Here is a 21,554-nt window from a genome sequence, read left to right on the forward strand (position 1 = left end):
CGCCCCCTCATCGTCGGGGGCTCGATCTGGAAGAGCAGGTGGCGGGACGCGTGGCGCCCCCGCCGGTCTAGGGCCCCGGCGCCGTCGCATGAAGTGCACCCCAGCCAGAACGTGCCGAGGAGTCGCACGGACATCTCGGGCAGCGGCAGTGTCACGCCCCCGCGAATTCCTGGCCCTTGGCCCTCCTACGCGGTTTGCGGCGGCATCCATTGGCGCGCAGGGGCACGGGTCCTTCCGAGGCCACCCCCTCCCGCGCTGCCGTGGCAGCGTTCTTTTTAAGCGTTTCTGCCCTGTGACAAACCCATTTTCCGTTTCCGAGAGATGAAATACATGACGGAAACTCTCTTCACCAACGAGTTGACGGCCGATCAACTGGCGGCCTTCCTCGGTGTGACCCCGAAGACTATTCGTAACCATGCGGAGCGCGGCGTCGTGGTGCGGTCCGGGCGTGGGAAGTACCTGCTCGCTGAGTCCATCCGCAACATGCTCGCAGAGGCCCGGAAGGGCAGTCGGACCAACGATCTGCACCGTGAACAGCTCGCCCTCGTTCGGGAAAAGCGCCGGGCGGCGGAGCTGCGGAACGCTGAGGCTGAGGGGCGGGTGATCGATTTGACCGAAGCCGAGGCGGTGGTTGACGCCATCGTGGCGACCTTCCGCGTGGGGCTCGACAGCCTTCCCGCCAAGACCACGCGCGACGTGTCCCTCCGCAAGGCAATCAAGGCCGAGGCGGACGCCATCCTCCTCGCCGCCTCGCGAAAATTCGCCGCGCTCGCGGGCACCCACAACAACGAGACCATGATGGAGACCGACAACGATGAATGAAGACCCCACCACGGCCAGTGACGATCTGGCGTTGCTCTTCGAGCACGCCGCTCTCGTCACCGCGAAGCCGCTGACGTTCGACACCGACACCGACACCAACCAGACCAAAGAGAACTGAGGAAAATCATGAACATCTATGACACCCTGACCCGCGCCTTCGGGCCGAAGGCCGCCAAGTCCCCTACGGTGCCCGCCCTTGAGAAGCTGTTGGCCGATACCGAGAAGGCCGTCGATGCCGCGCGTGCCCGCCTCAATGGTCTGGAGGGCCAGCGCGCCGACATGATCTTCGCTGGTGAGGAGGCCCGGCTGGCGCACAGGTCTGCCATCGGCACCGCCCGGGATGATCTGATGGACGCCGAGACCGCGCTCATCGCGGTCCGTGACCGGCTGGAGACGGCCCGACTGGAGGCGGCTGAGAAGGGTAAGCGCGAAGCCTACGCCCGCGCGCAGGCCGCGCAGCGGGCGGCGGCCGATGCTGTGCTGGCCGACTACACGCCCGCACGTGAAGCCCTTCTGCGCCTTCAGCGTCTTGTCGCCGAGGCCGACGAACTCGTGGCCTCCGTCAACCGCGACCTGCCGGCCGGCGCCGAGCCGCTGGAACGGGAGGCCGAAGCGCTCGTCCGCGACATCCCCGGCACCGCCGAAACCATCGTGGCCACTGGGGTGGTGAAGCGGTGGATCGGCGAAGGCGGTGCTCCGGTTGATGAGGCCAAGGTCCACACCCGTGATGGGCGGACCGGACACATCACGGCGGAAACCGGCTTCGGCACCCACGCGCTCCCCGTCCACCTTGCGACCTGCGAGCGGCGCATGGTCCGCCCGTGGCGGGCGCCCGTCTACGGCGCACGCCTCGCCGATCTCGACATCCCGCCCCTGCGCCCCGACGCCCCGCCGGCCGTCGAGGAGATCGAGGATTTCACGATCGTCCCGCAGGCCGTCGCCGCCGAATGATCCCCATGGCCGGCGCCTCAACGCGCTGGCCGCATCCACAGCGGAGAAGACCGACGATGACCACGAACGTTGCTGGCGCCGGCCCTCATCAGGGTGAAGACGGGAAGGAACTGAAGGCCCATACCCCCGGCCCGGTCGATCATAGTGAAAACGACGAAGACGAACTGCCGCTTCAGCCGGACGCCGGCCATCGTGCCCACGATGCCAGCATGAGCCGCGCCGAACTGGTTGACTTCGCGGCCCAGCGTGGAGTCCGGCTGTCCCATGAGGAACAGGCCGCCCACATGGACCATCTGCGGAAAGTCGTTCTGGAGCGCCTGACCAGCATTGTCTAGCGACGATGCACCATCTATATTTAGGGTACTGGAACTCCCAACCAGCCGAGCCTTACGGCTCACGAAAACCCATCGCGAATGTAGCGCGTTGGGTTTTTGTTTTTTGAAATTGCCATCATGTAGCTCATCACGTTATCCGCCAGAGCAGCGTGGTGCGCCTATATCGGCAGCCGCCCCAACATGCAGCTCCAGCGTGACCCCCAGTCCTGCCGAACGACGATCCTCGTAGCTCTTCACTCGTAGAGGCCTCCACGACGAGCGTTCGCAGCCATGCGCGGGCGGGAGCTGAACCTCCTTGCGACAACGGGGCGGCAGCCGGACTGTATAACCCGCCAGCCCGAGCCACCTCTGGCGTCCATCCAAGATTGCGCTAGAACGGGACAACACGCCGAGCCGGGGGACGGTCTGTAGCATGACGCCGCATGAGTTCATCACCAAGTGGCAGAACTCGAAGCTGAAGGAGCGGGCTGCGGCGCAGGAGCATTTCCTCGATCTGTGCCGGCTGCTCGGCGAGAAGACGCCGGCCGAGGTGGATGCCGCCGGGCTCGATTACGGCTTCGAGGTCGGCGCTACCAAGACCGGCGGCGGCCACGGCTTTGCCGACGTGTTCAAGCGCGGCCATTTCGCGTGGGAATACAAGGGCACCCGCGCCAATCTCGACGCGGCATTGCTCCAGCTCCAGCGCTATGCGGTGGCCCTCGACAATCCGCCGCTGCTCATCGTGTCGGACATCGGCACCACCATCCGCATCCACACCAACTGGACCAACTCGGTCTCCAAGACCTACGACATCCCCATCGCCGAGCTGGAGGATGCGGAAAAGCGGCAGTGGTTGAAGGCGGCCTTCGCCGACCCCGAGGCGCTGCGGCCCACCAAGACCCGCCAGCAGCTCACCGAGGAAGTGGCCGGCAAGTTCGCCGAACTCGCTCGCTCGCTCAGGGCGCGATACGACGAGCCGGAAGAGGTGGCGCACTTCATTAACCGCCTCGTCTTCTGCATGTTCGCGGAAGACGTGAAGTTGCTGAAGGAGGGCATGTTCTCCCGCATGCTGGAGCGGGCGCTGGAGGAGCCGGCCGAGTTCGAGGCGTTCGCCCGTGACCTGTTCCGCGCCATGAGCACGGGCGGCCGCATCGGGTTTGAAAAGGTGGCGTGGTTCAACGGCGGCCTCTTCGACAACGATCGCGTCTTCCCCCTCACCCCGGGCGAAATCCGCCTCGTGCATGAGGCCTCCAAGCGCTACTGGGGCGATATCGACCCATCGATCCTCGGCACCCTCTTCGAGCGGGGACTCGACCCGGACAAGCGCAGCCAGCTCGGGGCGCATTACACCGACCGCGACAAGATCATGATGATCATCGAGCCGGTCATCATCGCGCCCCTCGCAGCCGAATGGGCGGAAACGAAAGCGAAGATCGAGAAGCTGCTGGAAGATGCTCCGAAACAGACGCGTGAGAAACTGCTGCGAGGCTCCGCCTTGGCCGCCCGGACAAGAGCGCTGAACGCGGCGGAACAGCTTCATCGCGCGTACTTGAAGCGCCTCAGGGCGTTTCGGGTGCTGGACCCGGCCTGTGGCTCCGGCAACTTCCTCTATCTGGCGCTGCGGTCGCTTAAGGATCTGGAGCACCGCGCCCAGGTGGAAGCCGAAGCCCTTGGGCTGGAACGTGACTTCCCCACGATCGGGCCGGAGGTAGTCCGGGGGATAGAAATTAACCCTTATGCGGCCGAACTGGCCCGTGTCTCGGTGTGGATCGGCGAAATCCAGTGGATGCTAAAGAACGGGTTCCCGGCCCAAGAGAACCCGGTGCTCAAGCCGCTGGAGACGATCGAGTGCCGGGATGCCCTACTGAACAAAGATGGATCCAGGGCGGAATGGCCGGAGACTGATGTAATTATCGGCAACCCGCCATTTTTGGGTGCTAAGTGGATGCCAGATCGACTAGGAGCTGACTATGTGCGGAAGCTGCGCAGCATCCTGCCGAACGGCAGCCCCGCAATTAATCTCGTTGTATACTGGTTTTTCCAGGCATCAATCGCCATTTCGAGGCACACGAAGCGCGTTGGATTTGTCGCAACAAACATGATTCGGAGCCCGTCCAATCGACTAATTGGCGATATACTGTACAAATTGGCGCCAATTACATTTGCACTAAGTGACGAACCGTGGGTAGTTGACGGGGCTGCCGTTCGTGTTTCGCTTATCGTCTGCAATTCTGAAAATAGCGACAGCGCGTTTCTTGATGGCCTTAAAGTTCAGGCCATCGGCGGAGATTTGAAATCTTATTCATTCTCCATGACAAAACGAAAAGCGTTGATTGACAATAAAAGAAGGCGATTCGGGGAATCGAAAAGGGGGGCCCTTTCGAGATCGATCGAAGCAGCGCGATCAACATGCTGCGCCTTCCGCTCAACCCCAACGGACGCCATAACTCCGACGTTGTAAAACGGTATTATACCGTGCGAGATGTATTCTTACGGGATTCTGAACAATGGATAATTGATTTCGATGAATTGGATGAAGACGATGCCTCTTTGTATGAAGCGCCATTCCATTTTTTGAGGAACCTACAAGGTGATTTAGCCGACAGAGAAAGAACCAAATCCCGTAAGAAATGGTGGAAATTTCGCCGGTCAGGAATTGAAATAAGGACGCTCATCAAGAACAAAAATCGTATACTCGCAACCGGCTTGGTCACAAAGCACAGAATATTCCGGTGGATAGAGTGCCCCGCAATTCCCGACACTCGCGTTATAATAATTGATAGCGAGAGTGACGTAATGTTTGGCATTTTAAGCGGCCGAATCCACAATCTCTGGACGCTCGCCAATTGCCAGTTTCACGGAGTGGGCAACGATCCGATCTACACACCGGGAGATTGCTTTGACACTTTCCCCTTTCCCGAAGACCTCACGCCAAACATCCCCGCCGTCGCCTATGAAGTCGACCCCCGCGCCATCGCCATCGCCAAGTCGGCGGCGCGGCTCAACGAGCTGCGCGAGAACTGGCTCAATCCGGCTGACCTCGTGCGCCGGGAGCCGGAGGTCGTGCCAGGATATCCAGACCGCATCCTGCCCGTGAACCCGGAGGCGGAGAGGGAGCTGAAGAAGCGCACCCTCACCAACCTATACAACGCCCGCCCCACGTGGCTCGCCAACGCCCACAAGGCCCTCGACGAAGCCGTCGCCGCCGCCTACGGCTGGCCGGCCGACCTCCCGGACGACGAGGTGCTGGCCCGCCTCTTCACCCTCAATCAGGAGCGGGCAGCGGCACAGGCGAAGAAGAAATAGCCGGTGGTAGACCGATCATTGGCTGCCCATCATTGCCGAACCGCCGAACGCAGCCTGCCGGGCTGGCCAGCCACTGGCATACCCGGCGCTGATCAACCGGCCAACGGGTGAATTGTATTTGCCTCGGCCGGCGCCATAGCGCTTTGCCCCTCAGCGCTAATGGGCCATTTTTGATGATTGCGACCCGATGAGAGTTAGGCCCCATGCAGCCGCGACGGAGCACTGCCCACAAAGGATGGGACCTATCCTGACACCGTTAGACGGATGGGTTTACGCGTGACGAACGTGTACAACGTCAATGTGAGGCGCCGACCCTCTGAAGCCCGGTAGCCCCAATCAAATTTGTCCCGCTCATCGAAGCCGAGGACGTAGCTGTCCCTCGGGCCGATCTTGAAAGCCCCTCCCCCGTCATCAGGCGTGACGTCGATTTTGCCCCGCTCACGGTGCCGCCACCCCTTTGGCTCCCATTGGAGAGTCCAGTTGATCACCTGCACGGGAGTGGGCGAAATGTTGAAGATCGTTATGGTGTCCTCATCGCCTGGAGCCGTGCTGAAGCTGTAGCTTGTCCTCAATCGTGGCCGGTCTTTAAGAAAGGTCTCCCAAAGCTTTACAACGCCCAGCACGATGGCCAAGCATCCGCCGACCGTTCCGACCCAAAGCTGCACCCGATCGAAACTCATTCCGATAACTAGCTCCATTGCAGAGCGATCCTAAGTTGCGCAGGCACGATCACCGCGCCCATCCAAGCTGGGGCGTTCTGCGAACTTATTGTCCGCGACCACATCATCCGACAAACGCACCCCACGCATCCATCATCTGTCGCCTTTTCTCCAAAGCGTCGGAACGGCGATAGGCGGCTTCCGTTGCATCCCCTATGGCATGGGCCAGCGCTGCCTCTGCGACCTCGCGCGGGAATGCAGTGGCGTCACCCGCCCAGTCCCTGAAGGAAGACCGAAAGCCATGGACGGTGGCCTCGACCTTCAACCGCCGCAAGAGGGCCGTTAGCGACATATCGCTGAGCGGCGCACCCTTCCGTTGGCCGGGGAAGATCAAATCGTCAGGCTCCTGCTTGACCTGCGCCAACGTCTCCAAAATTTCCACGGCACGTGGACACATAGGGACCCGGTGCTCACGGCCAGCCTTCATGCGTGCCGCCGGCACGGTCCACACCTTGGCCTTCAGGTCCACCTCACCCCAGCGCGCACCCCGCACCTCACCGGAACGCGCGGCCGTCAGGATGGCGAACTCAAGGGCAAATGCGCTCATGCCACGGACGAGCCGCAGCCGCTTCACGAAGGCCGGCACCACCGAATACGGCATGGCGGCATGATGCCCGCGCTGGAGCTTTTGCCTCTTCGGGAGTGCGAGCGACAGAAGCCCCTTCCAGCGCGCGGGGTTTTCACCCGAGCGCAGTCCTTTGGCCTTGGCTGCGTCCAACACGGCTTCAATCCTGCCCCGGACACGGCTGGCCGTCTCGTTTTTGGTGTTCCAGATGGGCGTCAGGGCAGCGAGCACATCTTCGGCGCTGATCAAATCGACGGGTCGGAGGCGCAGGGTCTGACAATACCCCGTATCGAGGTATGTGCCATCTTCACCACGCTCCACACTGAGCGTCATGCGCCACTGGTCTACGTGTTTCGGATTGCGCCATGCCGGCGCCATGGCGGCGATGTGTGCCTCTGCGACTTCGCCGAACGTGGGCACCTTGATACGGCTCTCGGCCGCCCTCTTGTCCGCGATGGGGTCACGCCCCTGCGCCAGCGCTTCCCTTACCCTAACGGCCGCCTCACGCGCCGCCGCAAGCGAAACGCCTACGGCGCTGCCCAACCCCATCTCCCTCAGCTTACCAGTGCCCGGCTGGGAGGGGTCGGCCTTCCAACGAAACAGGAAGGCCCACCTCTTCGACCCTGATGGCTCTACGACGAGGTATAGGCCTCCCCCATCTGCATGCCGGCCCGGCTTGGTGATGGTCGCCACCTGTCGGGCGTTCAGCCTATTGAGTTTGAGGGCCATCGGAGTGCTCGCGTTGGGGGCGTGAAAGACGCCCCCGAAAGCTACCCCGACGCTACCCCCAACGCAAAACCGCGATGCAGGGGTATGGGGTGAGACACCGAGAAACACCAAGGCCGATGAAAGCCTTGCGGGCGTTACATTCTGAGGCTTTCAGGGATGGTGGGAAACAGGCATCTGGCGGAGAGGGAGGGATTCGAACCCCCGATACGGTTGCCCGTATGCCGCATTTCGAGTGCGGTGCATTCGACCACTCTGCCACCTCTCCGCAGAGCCGGCGCCGGAGGAGGTCCGCGAGGGATCCGTGGGCGCCGGTGGCGTGGTTCTGCGCTTCTAGCGGACGTTGGAGCGAAGGACAAGCGGTCGCGCAAAGGTCCGTCGTGAAGACACGAACCGATCTTCACGGCGGACACGGGGAGCGGTCGCTCGGGCCGCCGGAGCCCAGAGACGCTATGGGGCGTCGCGCCTCACACCGCCTTCAGGTGCCGCAGCGGCCGGCCCGACGATATGCCCTGGGCGGCGGCGATGATGGCGGCGGTGTCGAGGCCGTAATGGGCGTAGAGGTCGGACAGCGTTCCGGTCTGGCCGAAATGCTCCACCCCCAGCGCCCGCACCCGGTGGCCGGCGACGGCGCCGAGCCAGCCCAAAGTCGCGGGATGCCCGTCGATGACGGTGACGAGCCCGCAATGGCGCGGCAAGGGCGACAGCAGCCGCTCCACATGGCTCTGCGCCCCCACAAACCCGCGCTCGCGGGCGCGGGCGGCGGCGGTCCAGCCGGCGTTCAGCCGGTCGGCGGAGGTGACGGCGAGGAGCCCCACGTCGCGCCGGTCCTCGGCGATGAGGGCCACCGCATCGATGGCCTCGGGCGTCACCGCGCCCTGCACCGCGATCACCACATCGCAATTGGGGCCGGGCTCGCGCAGCCAATAGGCGCCATCCACGATGGCGCGCTTCTGCGCATCGCTGAAGACGCGCTTCGGCTGCTCCAGCGGGCGGGTGGAGAGGCGGAAATAGACGGAGCCGCCTGTCTCGTCGCGCAGCCAGTTGCGCTCGTCGGCGGCGCCCTCGCCGTCCCGCTGCACATAATCGAACGCGAATTCCATCAGCACCGCCAGCTCGTCCACGAAGGCCGGCTCGAAGGCGGCGAGGCCATCCTGCGCCATACCGATGAGTGGAGTGGCGATGGACTGGTGCGCCCCGCCCTCGGGGGCGAGGGTGATGCCGGAGGGCGTCGCGACGAGGATGAAGCGGGCATCCTGGTAGCAGGCATAGTTCAGCGCATCGAGCCCGCGGCAGATGAAGGGATCGTAGAGCGTGCCCACCGGCACGATGCGGGCACCGAACAGGGAATGGGAGAGGCCGAAGGCGGAGAGCGTCAGGAACAGGTTCATCTCGGCGATGCCGAGTTCCATGTGCTGGCCCTTCGGCGAGAACTCCCAGGCGAAGGTGGAGGGGATGCGTTCGCGCCGGAACACGTCGGCCAACGCCTCATGGGCGAACAGGCCGCGCCGGTTCACCCACGGCCCGAGATTGGTGGAGACGGTCACATCCGGCGAGGTGGTGACGATGCGGTCCGCGAGCGGGCTCTCGCCCTTGGCGAGGTCCTGCAGGATGAGGCCGAAGCCGGCCTGGGTGGAAATGCTGGGATTGGGCGGCGGGGCGAGCGCCGGCACCTTGAGCGCGGGGTCGGCATAGCGGCGCGGACCGCCCTGTGCGAAGGGCACGCGATCAAGGAAGGCGCGCAGCTCGCCTTCAGGGCGCTTCAGCCCCTCGAACGGCTCCCATTCGCGGCCCGAGCCCACATTCATGGACGCGCGCAGCGCTTCCATCTGGGTCGGAGTCATGAGGCCGGCGTGGTTGTCCTTGTGGCCGGCCAGCGGCAGGCCGAAGCCCTTCACCGTGTAGCAGAGGAAGGCCACCGGCCGGTCGTGATCGATGGCGTCGAAGGCGGCGATGAGGGAAGCGATGTCGTGGCCGCCGAGATTGGTCATCAGCGCGGAGAGTTCGGCGTCCGAGCGCCGGGCGATGAGGGCGGACACCTCGCCCTGGTCGCCGAGGTCGTCCATCAGGCGTTTGCGCCAGGCAGCACCGCCCTGGAAGGTGAGCGCGGAATATTCGGCGTTCGGGCAGGTGTCGATCCAGCGCTTCAGCGCCTCCCCGCCGGGTTCGGCGAAGGCGGCCTGCTGCAGGGTGCCGTATTTCAGCACGACCACCTGCCAGCCCATCGCCTCGAAGATGCCGGTGAAGCGCTCGTAGAGGCCTTCGCGCACCACGCCGTCGAGGCTCTGGCGGTTGTAGTCGATAATCCACCAGGTGTTGCGCACCTCGTGCTTCCAGCCCTCCAGAAGCGCTTCGAAGACGTTGCCTTCGTCCAGCTCGGCATCGCCCACGAGGGCGATCATCCGCCCCTTGGGCCGGCCGCCGGCGAGGCCGTGGGCGTGGACGTAGTCCTGCGCGAGGCTGGCGAACAGCGTCTGCGCCACGCCAAGGCCCACCGAGCCGGTGGAGAAGTCCACGTCGTCGGCATCCTTGGTGCGCGAGGGGTAGGACTGCGCGCCCTTGAAGCCGCGGAAATTCTCCAGCCGCTCCCGGCTCTGGCGGCCGAACAGATACTGGATGGCGTGGAAGATGGGGCTGGCGTGGGGCTTCACCGCCACCCGGTCCTCGGGGCGCAGCACATGGAAATAGAGCGCGCACATGATGGCGGCCAGCGAAGCCGAGGAGGCCTGGTGGCCGCCGACCTTCAGGCCGTCGGTGCCGGGCCTGAGGTGATTGGCGTTGTGGATCATCCAGCTCGCCAGCCACAGCACCTTCTTCTCCAGCTCGGCCAAAACCGCGAGATCGGCGGCCGAGGGCGGGGCGAGCGGGGTCCGGGGGGTGGGAGCGGCGGAACGGGGGGAGGCCATGGCGTTTCCTCGGCGCTTTGATCTTCGGCGGGTTCTTCTTCAGCCGGCGGGCCGGAGCACCCGCCGCAACCCGATTGTAGCGTGGGCGGAGCGGCGTTTCCGGTCGAAGCGGCCTTACCTTGCCGCGACCTGCGCCATAAAATGCCGCGTGACGCAGCCGACGGAGCAGGATCATGCGCCTCGACGCCATCGACCGGAAGATCCTCGCCGTCCTGCAGGCGGATGGGCGCAAGAGCATCGCAGAACTGTCCGGCGAGGTGGGGCTTTCCCCCTCGCCGTGCCTGCGGCGGGTGAAGGCGCTGGAGGAGGCGGGGCTCATCTCGCGCTATGCGGCGGTGCTGGACCAGCGCAAGGCCGGCCTGCCGGTGAGCGTCTTCGTCTCCATCAAGCTGGAGCGCCAGCAGGAGGAGGCGCTGGATGCGTTCTCCGCCGCCATACGGGGCTGGCCGGAGGTGCTGGAATGCTATCTGATGACCGGCCCGCGCGATTACCTTTTACGGGTGGTGGCGGCCGATCTCGACGCCTATGAGCGCTTCCTGAAGGAAAAGCTCACGCGGCTCGACGGCATCGCCTCCATCGAAAGCTCCTTCGCGCTGGAACAGGTGAAATATTCCCACGTCCTGCCGCTGCCGTAACGGCCGGATGCGCAAGGAGGAAGCGATGGCCATACGCGTCGGCATCGGCGGCTGGACGTTCGAGCCGTGGCGCGGCGTCTTCTATCCGGAAGGCCTGCCCCACGCGAAGGAGCTGCCCCACGCAGCCTCCGTGCTGAAGACCATCGAGATCAACGGCACCTTCTATCGCACGCCCTCCGCCAAATCCTGCGCCGACTGGGCGCGGCAGGTGCCGGACGGCTTCGTGTTCGCGCTCAAGGCGACGCGTTACGTCACCCAGCGCCGCGTGCTGGCGGAGGCGGAGGAGAGCGTCGGCAAGTTCATCACCAGCGGCATCGTCGAGATGGGCGACCGGCTCGGCCCCATCAACTGGCAGTTCGCGGCGACGAAAGCCTTCGATCCGGACGACATGGCCGCCTTCATCGCGCTGCTGCCAAAGGCGCACGAGGGTGTCGCGCTGCGCCACGCGCTGGAGGTGCGGCATCCCTCCTTCGTCGTACCCGAATTCGTGGAGCTGGCACGGAAGCACGGCGTCGCCATCGTCTTCGCCGATCATGAGACCTATCCCGCCATCGCCGACCTGACGGCGGACTTCACCTATGCCCGCCTCCAGCAGACCGCCGAGGAGATCGAGACCGGCTATGGCGCCGCCGACCTCGCGCGCTGGGCCAAGGCGGCGAAGGACTGGGAGGCCGGCAAGGTGCCCGACGGCCTGCCGCAGGCGGGGACGCCGGCCAAGGCCGCGAAGGGAAAGAAGGCCGACACGCGCGATGTCTTCCTCTACCTCATCGGCGGTGCGAAAGTGCGCAACCCGGCGGGCGCCATCGCCTTGCAGCGGGAGGTGGACGGCAGGTGAACAGCCGTTGACCTCAATCAACGCCAGACGCGTGCGCTGCGGTAAAGTGTTGACACAGAGACGGTTCCCGACGCCCCGCGGGAGTGCCATTCTCGATCGGCATCGCGGGGGCGTGCCAGCCCCCTGAAGGTGTCCTCATGAAGCGCTCCCTTGCCATCCTCGCCGTCATCGTCGCCCTCGCGGCCGCAGGCGGCGCCGGAGCGTGGTATCTCGCGCACCGCAGCCGTGCGCTGCCCCCCGGATTCGCCGAAGGCAACGGGCGCATCGAGGCCACCGAGGTGGACGTGGCCACCAAGGCCGCCGGCCGCCTGCTGGACGTGCTCGCCGAGGAAGGCGACTTCATCAAGCAGGGGCAGGTCATCGCGCACATCGACGTCTCGGACCTCGAGGCGGCCCTGCGCACGGCGGACGCGCAGGCGGCGCAGGCGCGCCAGTCCCGCGACACCGCCTTCCATGTGGTGGAGCAGCGCAAGGGCGAGCTGGACCTCGCCACCAAGGAACTGGAGCGGCAGGAGACGCTGGTCGCCAAGGGCTTCGCCACCGAGCAGAAGGTGGACCAGTATCGCACCACCAAGCTCACTGCCGCCGCCGCGCTCGCCGCCGCCCAGTCGAGCCTTGCGGCGAGCGAGAGCGCCATCCGCGCGGCGGAAGCCGAGGTGGACCGCCTGAAGCGCCTCGTGGCCGACGGCACCCTCATCGCCCCCAAGTCCGGCCGGGTCATCTACCGGCTCGCCGAGCCTGGCGAGGTGCTGGGCGCGGGCGGCAAGGTGCTGACCTTCATCGACCTCTCCGACGTCTACATGACCATCTTCCTGCCCGCCGCCGACGCCGGACGCATCGGGGTCGGCACGCCGGCGCGGCTGCTGCTGGAGCCCCTGCCCGACCGGGCGGTGCCGGCCGCCGTCTCCTTCGTCTCGGCCCGCGCCCAGTTCACCCCCAAGCAGGTGGAGACCCAGCGCGAGCGCGACCGCATGATGTTCCGCGTCAAGCTCCGCGTCGCCCGGCCGCTGGTGGAGAAGTACCTGGAGCAGGTGAAGACCGGCGTCACCGGCGTCGGCTATGTGCGGCTCGATCCCGCCGCCCAATGGCCCGCCTGGCTCGATTCCGACCTCGTGCAGGAATTCGGCGAGCCCGGAAAGGACGCCGGAGCGAAGGATACGGGAGCAAAGAAGTGAGCGAGGCCGCTCCGGCGGCACGCCCGGACGCCGTCCGGCTCTCCGGCATCCGCCACGCCTATGGCCGGACGCAGGCGGTGGACGGGGTAGACCTCGCCATTCAGGAGGGCTCCGCCGTCGCCCTCGTGGGGCCGGACGGGGTGGGCAAGTCCACCCTCCTCGGCCTCATCGCCGGGGCAAAGCGCATCCAAAAGGGCGGGGTCGAGGTGCTGGGCGCGGACTTCGCGTCGCGCAAGGCGCGGGAAGAAGCCCAGCCGCGCATCGCCTTCATGCCGCAGGGGCTGGGGCGCAACCTCTATCCCAACCTCTCGGTGGCCGAGAACATCGCCTTCTTCGCCCGCCTGTTCGGCGAGGATGCGGCGACCAAGGGCGCCCGCGTCGCCCCGCTGCTTGCCGCCACCGGGCTCGACCCCTTCGCCGACCGGCTCATGCGCAAGCTCTCGGGTGGCATGAAGCAGAAGCTCGGCCTGTGCTGCGCGCTGGTGCATGACCCCGACCTCCTGCTGCTGGACGAGCCGACCACCGGCGTCGATCCCCTCTCCCGCCGCCAGTTTTGGGACTTCGTCGACACCATCCGCGCCGACCGGCCGCACCTGACCCTCCTCGTCGCCACCGCCGACATGGAGGAGGCCGCCCGCTTCGGCCGCGTGGTGCTTATGGACCAGGGCCGCATCCTCGCCGACGGCAGCCCGGCCGAGCACCTCGCCCGCACCGGCCAGCCGACGCTGGAGCGCGCCTTCATCGCGTTGCTCCCGGAGGGCCAGCGCGGCGACGGCGAAGCCGCGCTCCCGGTGGCGGCCATTCCGGCCGACGCGCCGGTGGCCATCGAATCCCGCGGCCTCACCCGCCGCTTCGGTGATTTCGTGGCGGTGGACGATGTGAGCTTCACCATCCGCCGCGGCGAGATCTTCGGCTTCCTCGGCTCCAACGGCTGCGGCAAGTCCACCACCATGAAGATGCTCACCGGCCTTCTGCCGGCGAGTTCCGGCGAGGCACTCCTGTTCGGCGTGCCGGTGGACCCGAAGGACATCGAGACCCGCCGCCGCGTCGGCTACATGTCGCAGGCCTTCTCGCTCTATGGCGAGCTCACCGTGCGGCAGAATCTGGAGCTGCACGCCCGCCTGTTCTCCCTGCCCGAGGAGGCGGCGGCCAAACGCATCGCCGATCTCGTCGCCACCTTCGACTTGAAGGACCATCTCGACGCCCTCTCTGACGGCCTGCCCCTTGGCGTGCGCCAGCGCCTGTCGCTGGCGGTGGCGGTGCTGCACGAGCCGGAGGTGCTGATCCTCGACGAGCCCACCTCCGGCGTCGATCCGGTGGCCCGGGACGGCTTCTGGGATCACCTCCAGCGGCTCTCCCGGGATGAGGGCGTCACCATCTTCGTCTCCACCCATTTCATGGGCGAGGCGGAGCGCTGCGACCGCATCTCCTTCATGCATGCCGGCCGCGTCATCGCCACCGGCACGCCGCAGGCCCTGAAAGAGGCGCAGCACGCAACCAGCCTGGAAGAGGCATTCGTCGCCTATATGGAAATGGGCGGACGCGCCGCGGGCACCGAGGCCCGCCTGCCCCCGCCCCAGCCACGGCCTGCCGGGCGCCCCTCCGCCTTCTCCCCCCGCCGCCTCGCCGCCTATGCCTGGCGCGAGACGCTGGAGCTGAAGCGCGACCCGGTGCGCCTCGCTTTTGCGCTGCTCGGCACGGCCTTCCTGATGATCATCTTCGGCTACGGCATCACGCTGGACGTGGACCGCCTGCGCTTCGCCGTGCTCGACCGCGACCAGACGCCGGAAAGCCGCGCCTATATCGACGGCTTCGCCCACTCCACCTATTTCCGCATCCAGCCGCCGCTGACCTCGCCCGACGACCTCGACCGGCGGCTGAAATCCAACGCCATCGCCTTCGCCATCGAACTGCCGCCGAGCTTCGGCGCCGACCTGCGCTCCGGCCGGCAGACCGAGGTGCTTGTGACCATCGACGGCGCCATGCCGTTCCGGGCCGAGACCATCAAGGGCTATGTGGAGGCGGTTCACACCCTCTTCCTCGCCGATGCGGCGCAGGCGGCCGGGCGCGCCTATTCAGCCTTCGCGGGGCTGGAGATGCGCTACCGCTACAACCAGTCGTTCCGCAGCCTCGATGCCATGGTGCCGGCCAACATCGCGCTGATGCTCATCTTCATCCCGGCCATCCTCACCGCGCTCGGTGTGGTGACGGAGAAGGAGCTGGGCTCCATCACCAATCTCTACGTCACCCCGGTGACGAAGCTGGAATTCCTGCTCGGCAAGCAGGCGCCCTATGTGGGGGTGGCGCTGTTCAATTTCGTCGTCATGGTGCTGATGGCGCTGTTCCTGTTCGGGGTGCCGCTGAAGGGCTCATTCCTCGGCCTGGCGCTGGGAGCCTTCGCCTATGTGCTGGCAACCACCGCCATCGGGCTCGTCTCCTCCACCCTCACCAACACCCAGGTGGCGGCGCTGTTCGGCACCGCCATCGGCACCATGATGCCCGCGACGCAATTCTCCGGCATGCTCCAGCCGGTGACCTCGCTGGAGGGCGGGGGATGGGTGCTCGGCACCTTCTTTCCCACCACCTATTTCATGCGGGTGAGCGTGGGCGCCTTCACCAAGGGGCTGAGCTTTACCGAGCTGCTGCCTTTCATCATGGCCACCGCCGCCTTCTGGCCGGCGCTGCTCGCCATCGCCTTCCTCATCCTTCGCAAGCAGGAGACCTGACATGGCCGCGCCTGCTCCCTCCGCGAAAGCCCCCGCCCCCCGCCGCCTGCCCCTCGGCAACGTGCGCTGGCTGGTGGGCAAGGAACTGCTCGGCCTGTGGCGCGACCGGGCGCTGCTGGTGCTGGTGGTCTACGCCTTCACCCTCGCCATCGTGCTGCAGGCCAACGGCATGAAGCACGACCTCAACCGCGCCGCCGTGGCGGTGGTGGACGAGGACAATTCCGCCCTCTCCAACGCCATCCTCGACGCGCTGCTGCCGCCCTCCTTCCAGCGCCCGGTACCCATCGCCCCGCAGGACGTGGACCCGATGATGGACGCGGCGCGCTACACCTTCGTGCTGAATTTCCCGCCCAACTTCCAGGCGGACGTGCTCGCCGGCCGCAGCCCCGAGGTTCAGCTGCTCATCGACGCCACGGCGCTGATGCAGGCCGGGCTCGGCGCCAACGACATCTCCGCCATCTTCCAGACCGAGGTGAACCGCTTCGTGCTGCGCCATTCCGAAGGGGTGGCGAGCCCGGTCAATCTCCAGATCCGCGCCGCCTTCAACCAGGGGCTGGAATCCTCCTGGTTCACCGGCACCATGGGCCTCATCACCAACATCACCATGCTCTCGGTGCTGCTCGCCGGCGCCGCGCTGATCCGCGAGCGCGAGCACGGCACGCTGGAGCATCTGCTCGTGCTGCCGGTGCGGCCGTCCGAGATCATGCTGGCGAAGGTGGTGGCGAACGGGGCGGTGATCCTCGTCGCAACCCTGGTCAGCCTCGTCGCGGTGCTGAAGTGGGTGCTGGGCGTGTCCATCGCGGGCTCGATCCCGCTGTTCCTTGCGGGGGCCGCGCTCTATCTGTTCTTCACCGCGTCGCTGGGCATCTTCCTCGGCACGCTTGCCGGCTCCATGCCGCAGTTCGGGCTGCTGTTCTTCCTGGTGGTGCTGCCCATGAACATGCTGTCGGGCGGGTTCACGCCGCTGGAGAGCATGCCGCAATGGCTGCAGGTGAGCATGCAGGCCTCGCCCTCCACCCAGTTCGTGGCCTTCGCGCAGGCCATCCTCTATCGCGGGGCCGGGCTGGAGACGGTATGGCCGCGTTTCGCCGCCACCTTCGGCATCGGCGCGCTGTTCTTCGCCGTGGCGCTGGCCCGCTTCCGCACCTTCCTCGCCGCGCAGCAGTGAGGGAAGCCGCCATTGCCGGCCCGTCATCCCCCGGCTCGTCCGGGGGATCCACGCCTCCACTCGTCCTGTCCCCGGCAATCCGGGCACCGTGGCGCACCACGGTGGATCGCCCGCACAAGGCGGGCGATGACAAAGGGAAGAACAGCGAGGAATCGGTTTGTTTCGGCTCAGGCGCCGCGCGGGCTTGGGTTGCCTTCGCTCAAGCGCCGCGCGGGCTTCAGATGTAGTCCACGAAGGAGGCGAGCTGCTCCTGGGAGAGATCGCGCATCTGGGCGAGGGTGTAGGTGTCGAGCACCGTGCCGATGGCGTCGCGCACCCGCACCATGAGCAGGCGCACCTCGCAGGTGGCGATGTCGCAATCCTCGCACGGCTCGTAGGCGTTGCGGCTGGCGCAGGGGAAGGGCGCCAGCGGCCCGTCGAGGGCGCGGATCATCTCGCCGACGATGATGTCGTCCGCGGGCTTGGCCAGCCGGTAGCCGCCGAGCTTGCCCTTCTTGGACGACAGGAAGCCGGCGTTGCGCAGCTCGCCCAGGATCACGTCGAGGAATTTCTTCGGGATCTGGTTGGTCTCGGCGATGTCAGCCACCTGCGTGGAGCCGCCAGGCGGCAGACGCGCCAGGTGGACCGCCGCCTTGAGACCGTATTTTCCCTTTTTCGTCAGCATGGAGCGCCCTCTTTCGGGCTTATGGGGACATAGCGCGACGCCGTCAACGGCGGTCGAGTGAAATTCCGCGCGGCATCACTGGGTGCCGGAGCTGTCCTTCAGCTCGTAGCGGCTCATCAGCGGCGCCTGGGCGATGGCGAAGGCGAAGGTCAGCGGCAGGTAGCCGAAGGTCTTGAAGGTGACCCAGGTGTCGGTCGAGACCGACCGCCACACGATCTCGTTGAGCACCGCCATGACCAGGAAGAAGATGCCCCAGCGGATGGTGAGCTTGCGCCAACCCTCCTCGGTGAGCTTCACCATCCCATCGAAGACGTAGGGCAGGAGCGGCTTCTTGAAGTAGAGCCCGCCCAGCAGCAGCACGCCGAACAGGGCATTCACCATGGTCGGCTTCAGCTTGATGAAATGGTCGTCCTGCAGCCAAAGCGTCAGGCCGCCGAACACCATCACCACCAGCGCCGACACCAGCGGCATCACCGCGATGCGCCGCGCCAGCACCCACATGGCGCCGAGCGCCAGCAGCGTCGCCACCATGAAGACGCCGGTCGCCACGTAGATGCCGCCGCGCCCGTTGGCGATGAAGAACAGCACCAGCGGGCCGATCTCCAGGCCGATCTTGAGCCACGGGCTCATCTTGCGGGGGGCGGACGCGGGCACGGGGGCTTGTGATTGGGTCATTCAGGCGGGCCGGCAGGAGAAAAATACCGCCGGGCCCGGTGGTTCAGCCGGAACGGCGCGACGTCCCCCATGTGGCGCGTGTCGGGCCAACAATCAAGCGGGGCGCGGGTTCAGCGCAGCGGACCGAGGCACGCGACCAGTTCCGGCCCCTCCTTCGGCACCCGCGCCTGCAGGCGGGCGGCGAGCCGCTGGACCCCGGCGGTGGGGTTGCCCGCGTCACGCCGGTGGGGATTGGGCAGCATCACCGCCAGCAGCGCCGCCTGCCGGGCCTCCACCTGCGCGGCCGGGATGCCGAAGGCACGCCGAGCCCCCGCCTCCACGCCGAATTCCCCGTTCGGGCCCCATTCGGCGATGTTGAGATAGATCTCGATCAGCCGCCTTTTGCTCACCACCAGATCGAGCCAGATGGCGAGCGGCATCTCGATGGCCTTGCGGATGTAGTCCCGCCCCGGCCAGAGGAACAGGTTCTTGGCGATCTGCATGGGAATGGTGGAGGCGCCGCGCGTGTCCTCGAGATCGTCCGCCTTCTCGATGGCCTCGCGCAGCTCGGCGATGTCGATGCCGATATTCTGGCAGAAGCTCGCATCCTCCGAGGCGATGACGGTGCGCACCAGCGCCGGCGACATCTTCTCGATGGGCGTCCACACGCGCTCCACCCGCTCGCCCGTGATCCAGCGGCCGATCATCAGCGTCGAGACAGGATTGACCACGTTGTAGAGGACGGCGAGCAGCAGCGGGATGGCGGCGAGGACGAGCACCACCCGAAGCACCAGACGGATCATCCTCAGCCCTCCCCACCGCCATGCGGCTTGACCTTGCCCCCTGGTTGGGGCACCCGGTGGCCCCCGTCAACGGTGCGCCCCGCTTGGGCGTTCCCACCTTGCCCTTCTCAGCCACGCTAGGCCAAACGGTGACCTCTTCCCTCAAGGATCGGCTCGACGCAGCCGCCGCCATCACCGAAACCCGGCTCGCCGCCGCGCTCGGCGATGCGGCGCTGCCCGGCGAACGGCTGCGGCCGGAGCGCCTGATGGGCGCCATGCGCCACGGCGCGCTGGGCGGCGGCAAGCGGCTGCGGCCCTTCCTGGTGATCGAGGGGGCGGCCCTGTTCGGCCTCACGGCGGAAGCCGCCGTCACCGCCGCAACCGCCATCGAGTGCGTGCACTGCTATTCCCTCGTCCATGACGACCTGCCGGCCATGGACGACGACGACCTGCGCCGCGGCCGCCCCACCGTCCACAAGGCCTATGACGAGGCGACCGCCATCCTCGCCGGCGACGGTCTGCTGACCCTCGCCTTCGACCTGCTGGCCGGCGAGGACGCCCATCCAGATCCGGCCGTGCGCATAGCGCTGGTGCGGGCGCTGGCGCGGGCGGCGGGCATCGGCGGCATGGTAGGCGGGCAGATGCTGGACCTCGCCGCCGAAGGGCGCTTTTCCGGCGGCACGCCCCTCGCCCACGGCGAGGACGCCATCCGCGACCTGCAGGCCATGAAGACCGGCGCCCTGCTCGCCGTCTCGGCCGAGGCGGGCGCGCTCCTCGGCGGCGCGGACGCGGGCCAGCGCGCGGCGCTCCTCGCCTATGGGCGGGCGCTGGGCGCGGCGTTCCAGATCGCCGACGACATCCTCGACGTGGAAGGCACGGCGGAAGAGGTGGGCAAGAAGGTGGGCAAGGATGCCGCCGCCGGCAAGGCGACGCTGGTCTCCCGCCTCGGCCTGCCCGAGGCGCGCCGGCTGCTGGACCGTCTCGTGGCGGAAGCGGCGGACGCCCTTGCGCCGTTCGGCGCGCGCGGCCAAATCCTCGCCGAAGCCGCCCGGTTCGTGGCCGCGCGGCGCAGCTGAGCGCATTGGAGGAAAGCGGCCGGCGAACCGGCCGCCTCCGCAGGCGTCCTCAGACCGCGAGGTCGCGCCGGTCCTCGACGGTGGAATCGGCGCGCATCCGGTAGACCATCGGCACGCCTGTGAGCACCTCACGCTTCATGATGCCTTCGGGAGAAAGCTTCTCCAGCACCATGATGAGGGCGCGCAGCGAATTGCCGTGGGCGGTCACGATCGTGGTCTGGCCCCTCAGCACGCGCGGCAGGATCTCCTGATTGTAATAGGGCAGCGTGCGGGCCACCGTATCGCGCAGGCTCTCGCCGCCGGGCGGGGGGATGTCGTAGGAGCGGCGCCACACATGCACCTGCTCCTCGCCCCACTTGGCCCGGGCGTCGTCCTTGTTGAGGCCGGAGAGGTCGCCGTAGTCCCGCTCGTTCAGCGCCTGGCTGGCCAGCGTCTCCACGCCTTCCTGCCCCATCTCGCCGAGCACCAGCGACAGGGTGCGCTGGGCGCGGGAGAGGAGCGAGGTGAAGGCGACGTCGAACTTCAGGCCTTCGGCCTTCAGGAGCGCGCCCGCCCGCTTCGCCTCCGCGACGCCCTGCTCGGTGAGGTCGGGGTCACGCCAGCCGGTGAAAAGGTTCTTCAGGTTCCACTCGCTCTGCCCGTGACGGACGAGGACGAGGATGCGATCCGACATGAAAAGTCTCCAGACACTCAGAAATCAGCAAGGCCGAGCACGTCGGCCATGGAATAGAGCCCCGGCTCCCGCTTGGTCTCTCCGCATTTCGTCCAACGGGCGGCGACGAGCGCGCCATTGGCGAAGAGCGCGCGGTCCTCGGCCTTGTGGACCAGTTCGATGCGCTCGGAGGTGCCGGCGAAGATCACCATGTGCTCGCCCACCACCGAGCCGCCGCGCAGGCTGGCAAAGCCGATATTGCCCTTCACCCGCGGGCCGGTGATGCCGTCGCGGCCGCGTTCGGAGCAATCGTCGAGCTTGCGGTTGCGGCCCGCCGCCGCCGCCTCGCCCAGAAGCAGCGCGGTCCCCGAAGGGGCATCCACCTTCCGGTTGTGATGCATCTCCACGATCTCGATGTCGAAATCGTCGCCCAGCGTCGCCGCCACCCGGCGGGTCAAAGCGGCAAGGAGGTTCACCCCGAGGCTCATATTGCCGGACTTGACGATGACCGTGCGGAGCGCCGCATCGGCGATGGCCGCATTGTCCTCGTTGGACAGGCCGGTGGTGCCGATGACATGGGCGATCCCGGCCTCGGCGAGCCGGCCGGCGAGGCGCACCGTCGCGGCGGGGGTGGAGAAGTCGATCACCACGTCGGCGCCGCTCAGCGAGGGCGCGACGTCGCTTTCAACGGTGACGCCGTTCGGGCCCGCACCCGCCATCAGGCCTGCATCCTCGCCAAGATGGGCGGAACCGGAATATTCCAGGGCGCCCACGAGCTTCAGCCCCTCGCTCTCGGCGATGGCGCGGATGAGGGTGCGGCCCATGCGGCCGCCGGCCCCGGCGATGACGATGCGCAGATCGGTCACGGATAAAGTCCC

General features: G+C 66.8%; 20 protein-coding genes and 1 tRNA gene. 12 read left to right on the top strand and 9 right to left on the bottom strand.

Going from position 1 to position 21,554, the window contains the following annotated elements; translation table 11 throughout:
- The first annotated feature begins 330 nt into the window (after positions 1 to 330).
- The 6 genes from FHT36_RS08665 to FHT36_RS24190 all read left to right on the top strand — a co-directional run bounded on the left by FHT36_RS08665 (position 331) and on the right by FHT36_RS24190 (position 5,393).
- On the top strand, positions 331 to 822 hold the full coding sequence (locus FHT36_RS08665; protein WP_169122063.1) for a type IV toxin-antitoxin system AbiEi family antitoxin domain-containing protein: 492 nt from the start codon (positions 331 to 333) through the stop codon (positions 820 to 822).
- Positions 815 to 940 (top strand): hypothetical protein, encoded by a 126-nt coding sequence (locus FHT36_RS24675; RefSeq protein ID WP_281408759.1) that lies wholly within the window; start codon positions 815 to 817, stop codon positions 938 to 940. Before FHT36_RS08665 ends, FHT36_RS24675 begins: the two co-directional genes overlap by 8 nt.
- 8 nt (positions 941 to 948) lie before the next feature.
- The gene (locus FHT36_RS08670; RefSeq protein WP_169122064.1) at positions 949 to 1,773 is read left to right on the top strand and encodes a hypothetical protein; all 825 of its coding nucleotides are present in this window, start codon (positions 949 to 951) and stop codon (positions 1,771 to 1,773) included.
- A gap of 56 nt (positions 1,774 to 1,829) precedes the next feature.
- Positions 1,830 to 2,108: a hypothetical protein gene (locus FHT36_RS08675; RefSeq protein WP_169122065.1), complete on the top strand. Its 279-nt coding sequence runs from the start codon at positions 1,830 to 1,832 to the stop codon at positions 2,106 to 2,108.
- Positions 2,109 to 2,520: 412 nt separating this feature from the next.
- Positions 2,521 to 4,548, top strand: a complete 2,028-nt coding sequence (locus tag FHT36_RS08680; protein ID WP_210257627.1) for a DNA methyltransferase — start codon at positions 2,521 to 2,523, stop codon at positions 4,546 to 4,548.
- 401 nt (positions 4,549 to 4,949) lie between these two features.
- Positions 4,950 to 5,393: a class I SAM-dependent DNA methyltransferase gene (locus FHT36_RS24190; RefSeq protein ID WP_210257628.1), complete on the top strand. Its 444-nt coding sequence runs from the start codon at positions 4,950 to 4,952 to the stop codon at positions 5,391 to 5,393.
- A gap of 242 nt (positions 5,394 to 5,635) precedes the next feature.
- On the opposite strand, the gene FHT36_RS08685 is transcribed toward FHT36_RS24190, so the two are convergent.
- From FHT36_RS08685 to FHT36_RS08700, 4 genes are all read right to left on the bottom strand, one after another.
- Positions 5,636 to 6,073 (bottom strand): hypothetical protein, encoded by a 438-nt coding sequence (locus tag FHT36_RS08685; protein ID WP_169122066.1) that lies wholly within the window; start codon positions 6,071 to 6,073, stop codon positions 5,636 to 5,638.
- Positions 6,074 to 6,176: 103 nt separating this feature from the next.
- Complete coding sequence (locus FHT36_RS08690) at positions 6,177 to 7,406, bottom strand: site-specific integrase (protein ID WP_169122067.1); 1,230 nt, start codon at positions 7,404 to 7,406, stop codon at positions 6,177 to 6,179.
- 175 nt (positions 7,407 to 7,581) lie between these two features.
- A tRNA-Ser gene (locus FHT36_RS08695) sits at positions 7,582 to 7,671 on the bottom strand.
- A gap of 199 nt (positions 7,672 to 7,870) precedes the next feature.
- On the bottom strand, positions 7,871 to 10,309 hold the full coding sequence (locus FHT36_RS08700; protein ID WP_246702090.1) for a transketolase: 2,439 nt from the start codon (positions 10,307 to 10,309) through the stop codon (positions 7,871 to 7,873).
- A 170-nt stretch (positions 10,310 to 10,479) separates the two neighbouring features.
- Between FHT36_RS08700 and FHT36_RS08705 the strand changes: the two genes are divergently transcribed.
- The 5 genes from FHT36_RS08705 to FHT36_RS08725 all read left to right on the top strand — a co-directional run bounded on the left by FHT36_RS08705 (position 10,480) and on the right by FHT36_RS08725 (position 16,848).
- A complete protein-coding gene (locus FHT36_RS08705; RefSeq protein WP_024281234.1) occupies positions 10,480 to 10,944 on the top strand; it encodes an Lrp/AsnC family transcriptional regulator in 465 nt (154 codons plus the stop codon).
- A 25-nt stretch (positions 10,945 to 10,969) separates the two neighbouring features.
- A complete protein-coding gene (locus FHT36_RS08710) occupies positions 10,970 to 11,779 on the top strand; it encodes a DUF72 domain-containing protein (protein WP_210257629.1) in 810 nt (269 codons plus the stop codon).
- A gap of 137 nt (positions 11,780 to 11,916) precedes the next feature.
- Positions 11,917 to 12,954: an HlyD family secretion protein gene (locus tag FHT36_RS08715; RefSeq protein ID WP_169122069.1), complete on the top strand. Its 1,038-nt coding sequence runs from the start codon at positions 11,917 to 11,919 to the stop codon at positions 12,952 to 12,954.
- Positions 12,951 to 15,680 carry a ribosome-associated ATPase/putative transporter RbbA gene (gene rbbA, locus FHT36_RS08720; RefSeq protein ID WP_348644403.1) on the top strand — a complete coding sequence of 910 codons (2,730 nt, stop codon included), beginning with the start codon at positions 12,951 to 12,953 and terminating at the stop codon, positions 15,678 to 15,680. Before FHT36_RS08715 ends, rbbA begins: the two co-directional genes overlap by 4 nt.
- Position 15,681: 1 nt before the next feature.
- On the top strand, positions 15,682 to 16,848 hold the full coding sequence (locus FHT36_RS08725) for an ABC transporter permease (RefSeq protein WP_169122071.1): 1,167 nt from the start codon (positions 15,682 to 15,684) through the stop codon (positions 16,846 to 16,848).
- A 217-nt stretch (positions 16,849 to 17,065) separates the two neighbouring features.
- Here FHT36_RS08725 and FHT36_RS08730 read toward each other — a convergent pair whose 3' ends face one another.
- The 3 genes from FHT36_RS08730 to FHT36_RS08740 all read right to left on the bottom strand — a co-directional run bounded on the left by FHT36_RS08730 (position 17,066) and on the right by FHT36_RS08740 (position 18,969).
- Positions 17,066 to 17,512 carry an Rrf2 family transcriptional regulator gene (locus tag FHT36_RS08730; RefSeq protein ID WP_169122072.1) on the bottom strand — a complete coding sequence of 149 codons (447 nt, stop codon included), beginning with the start codon at positions 17,510 to 17,512 and terminating at the stop codon, positions 17,066 to 17,068.
- Positions 17,513 to 17,587: 75 nt separating this feature from the next.
- Entirely contained in the window at positions 17,588 to 18,187 is a 600-nt protein-coding gene (locus FHT36_RS08735; RefSeq protein WP_169122073.1) for a septation protein A, read from the bottom strand.
- Positions 18,188 to 18,297: 110 nt separating this feature from the next.
- Positions 18,298 to 18,969, bottom strand: coding sequence for a transglycosylase domain-containing protein (locus FHT36_RS08740; protein ID WP_169122074.1), 672 nt, complete (start codon positions 18,967 to 18,969; stop codon positions 18,298 to 18,300).
- A 128-nt stretch (positions 18,970 to 19,097) separates the two neighbouring features.
- Between FHT36_RS08740 and FHT36_RS08745 the strand changes: the two genes are divergently transcribed.
- Positions 19,098 to 20,024, top strand: a complete 927-nt coding sequence (locus FHT36_RS08745) for a polyprenyl synthetase family protein (RefSeq protein ID WP_373878150.1) — start codon at positions 19,098 to 19,100, stop codon at positions 20,022 to 20,024.
- Between the two features lie 49 nt (positions 20,025 to 20,073).
- On the opposite strand, the gene FHT36_RS08750 is transcribed toward FHT36_RS08745, so the two are convergent.
- Together FHT36_RS08750 and dapB are read right to left on the bottom strand one after the other, a co-directional pair.
- The gene (locus FHT36_RS08750; protein WP_169122075.1) at positions 20,074 to 20,697 is read right to left on the bottom strand and encodes a 2,3-bisphosphoglycerate-dependent phosphoglycerate mutase; all 624 of its coding nucleotides are present in this window, start codon (positions 20,695 to 20,697) and stop codon (positions 20,074 to 20,076) included.
- A gap of 17 nt (positions 20,698 to 20,714) precedes the next feature.
- Complete coding sequence (gene dapB, locus FHT36_RS08755) at positions 20,715 to 21,542, bottom strand: 4-hydroxy-tetrahydrodipicolinate reductase (RefSeq protein ID WP_169122076.1); 828 nt, start codon at positions 21,540 to 21,542, stop codon at positions 20,715 to 20,717.
- Positions 21,543 to 21,554 lie beyond the last annotated feature (12 nt).

Origin of the sequence: Xanthobacter sp. SG618, from assembly GCF_012932745.1 — a bacterium.
In the GTDB taxonomy this organism is placed as follows: domain Bacteria; phylum Pseudomonadota; class Alphaproteobacteria; order Rhizobiales; family Xanthobacteraceae; genus Xanthobacter; species Xanthobacter flavus.

Bases quoted from the DNA above. Each gene is read 5' to 3' on its own strand.
- FHT36_RS08680 (WP_210257627.1), top strand. From the start codon at position 2,521: ATGACGCCGCATGAGTTCATCACCAAGTGGCAGAACTCGAAGCTGAAG.
- FHT36_RS08740 (WP_169122074.1), bottom strand. From the start codon at position 18,969: ATGATCCGTCTGGTGCTTCGGGTGGTGCTCGTCCTCGCCGCCATCCCG.
- FHT36_RS08675 (WP_169122065.1), top strand. From the start codon at position 1,830: ATGACCACGAACGTTGCTGGCGCCGGCCCTCATCAGGGTGAAGACGGG.
- FHT36_RS08665 (WP_169122063.1), top strand. From the start codon at position 331: ATGACGGAAACTCTCTTCACCAACGAGTTGACGGCCGATCAACTGGCG.
- FHT36_RS08730 (WP_169122072.1), bottom strand. From the start codon at position 17,512: ATGCTGACGAAAAAGGGAAAATACGGTCTCAAGGCGGCGGTCCACCTG.
- FHT36_RS24675 (WP_281408759.1), top strand. From the start codon at position 815: ATGAATGAAGACCCCACCACGGCCAGTGACGATCTGGCGTTGCTCTTC.
- FHT36_RS08700 (WP_246702090.1), bottom strand. From the start codon at position 10,309: ATGGCCTCCCCCCGTTCCGCCGCTCCCACCCCCCGGACCCCGCTCGCC.
- FHT36_RS08750 (WP_169122075.1), bottom strand. From the start codon at position 20,697: ATGTCGGATCGCATCCTCGTCCTCGTCCGTCACGGGCAGAGCGAGTGG.
- FHT36_RS08685 (WP_169122066.1), bottom strand. From the start codon at position 6,073: ATGAGTTTCGATCGGGTGCAGCTTTGGGTCGGAACGGTCGGCGGATGC.
- FHT36_RS08670 (WP_169122064.1), top strand. From the start codon at position 949: ATGAACATCTATGACACCCTGACCCGCGCCTTCGGGCCGAAGGCCGCC.
- FHT36_RS08735 (WP_169122073.1), bottom strand. From the start codon at position 18,187: ATGACCCAATCACAAGCCCCCGTGCCCGCGTCCGCCCCCCGCAAGATG.
- FHT36_RS08725 (WP_169122071.1), top strand. From the start codon at position 15,682: ATGGCCGCGCCTGCTCCCTCCGCGAAAGCCCCCGCCCCCCGCCGCCTG.
- FHT36_RS08715 (WP_169122069.1), top strand. From the start codon at position 11,917: ATGAAGCGCTCCCTTGCCATCCTCGCCGTCATCGTCGCCCTCGCGGCC.
- FHT36_RS08710 (WP_210257629.1), top strand. From the start codon at position 10,970: ATGGCCATACGCGTCGGCATCGGCGGCTGGACGTTCGAGCCGTGGCGC.
- FHT36_RS08690 (WP_169122067.1), bottom strand. From the start codon at position 7,406: ATGGCCCTCAAACTCAATAGGCTGAACGCCCGACAGGTGGCGACCATC.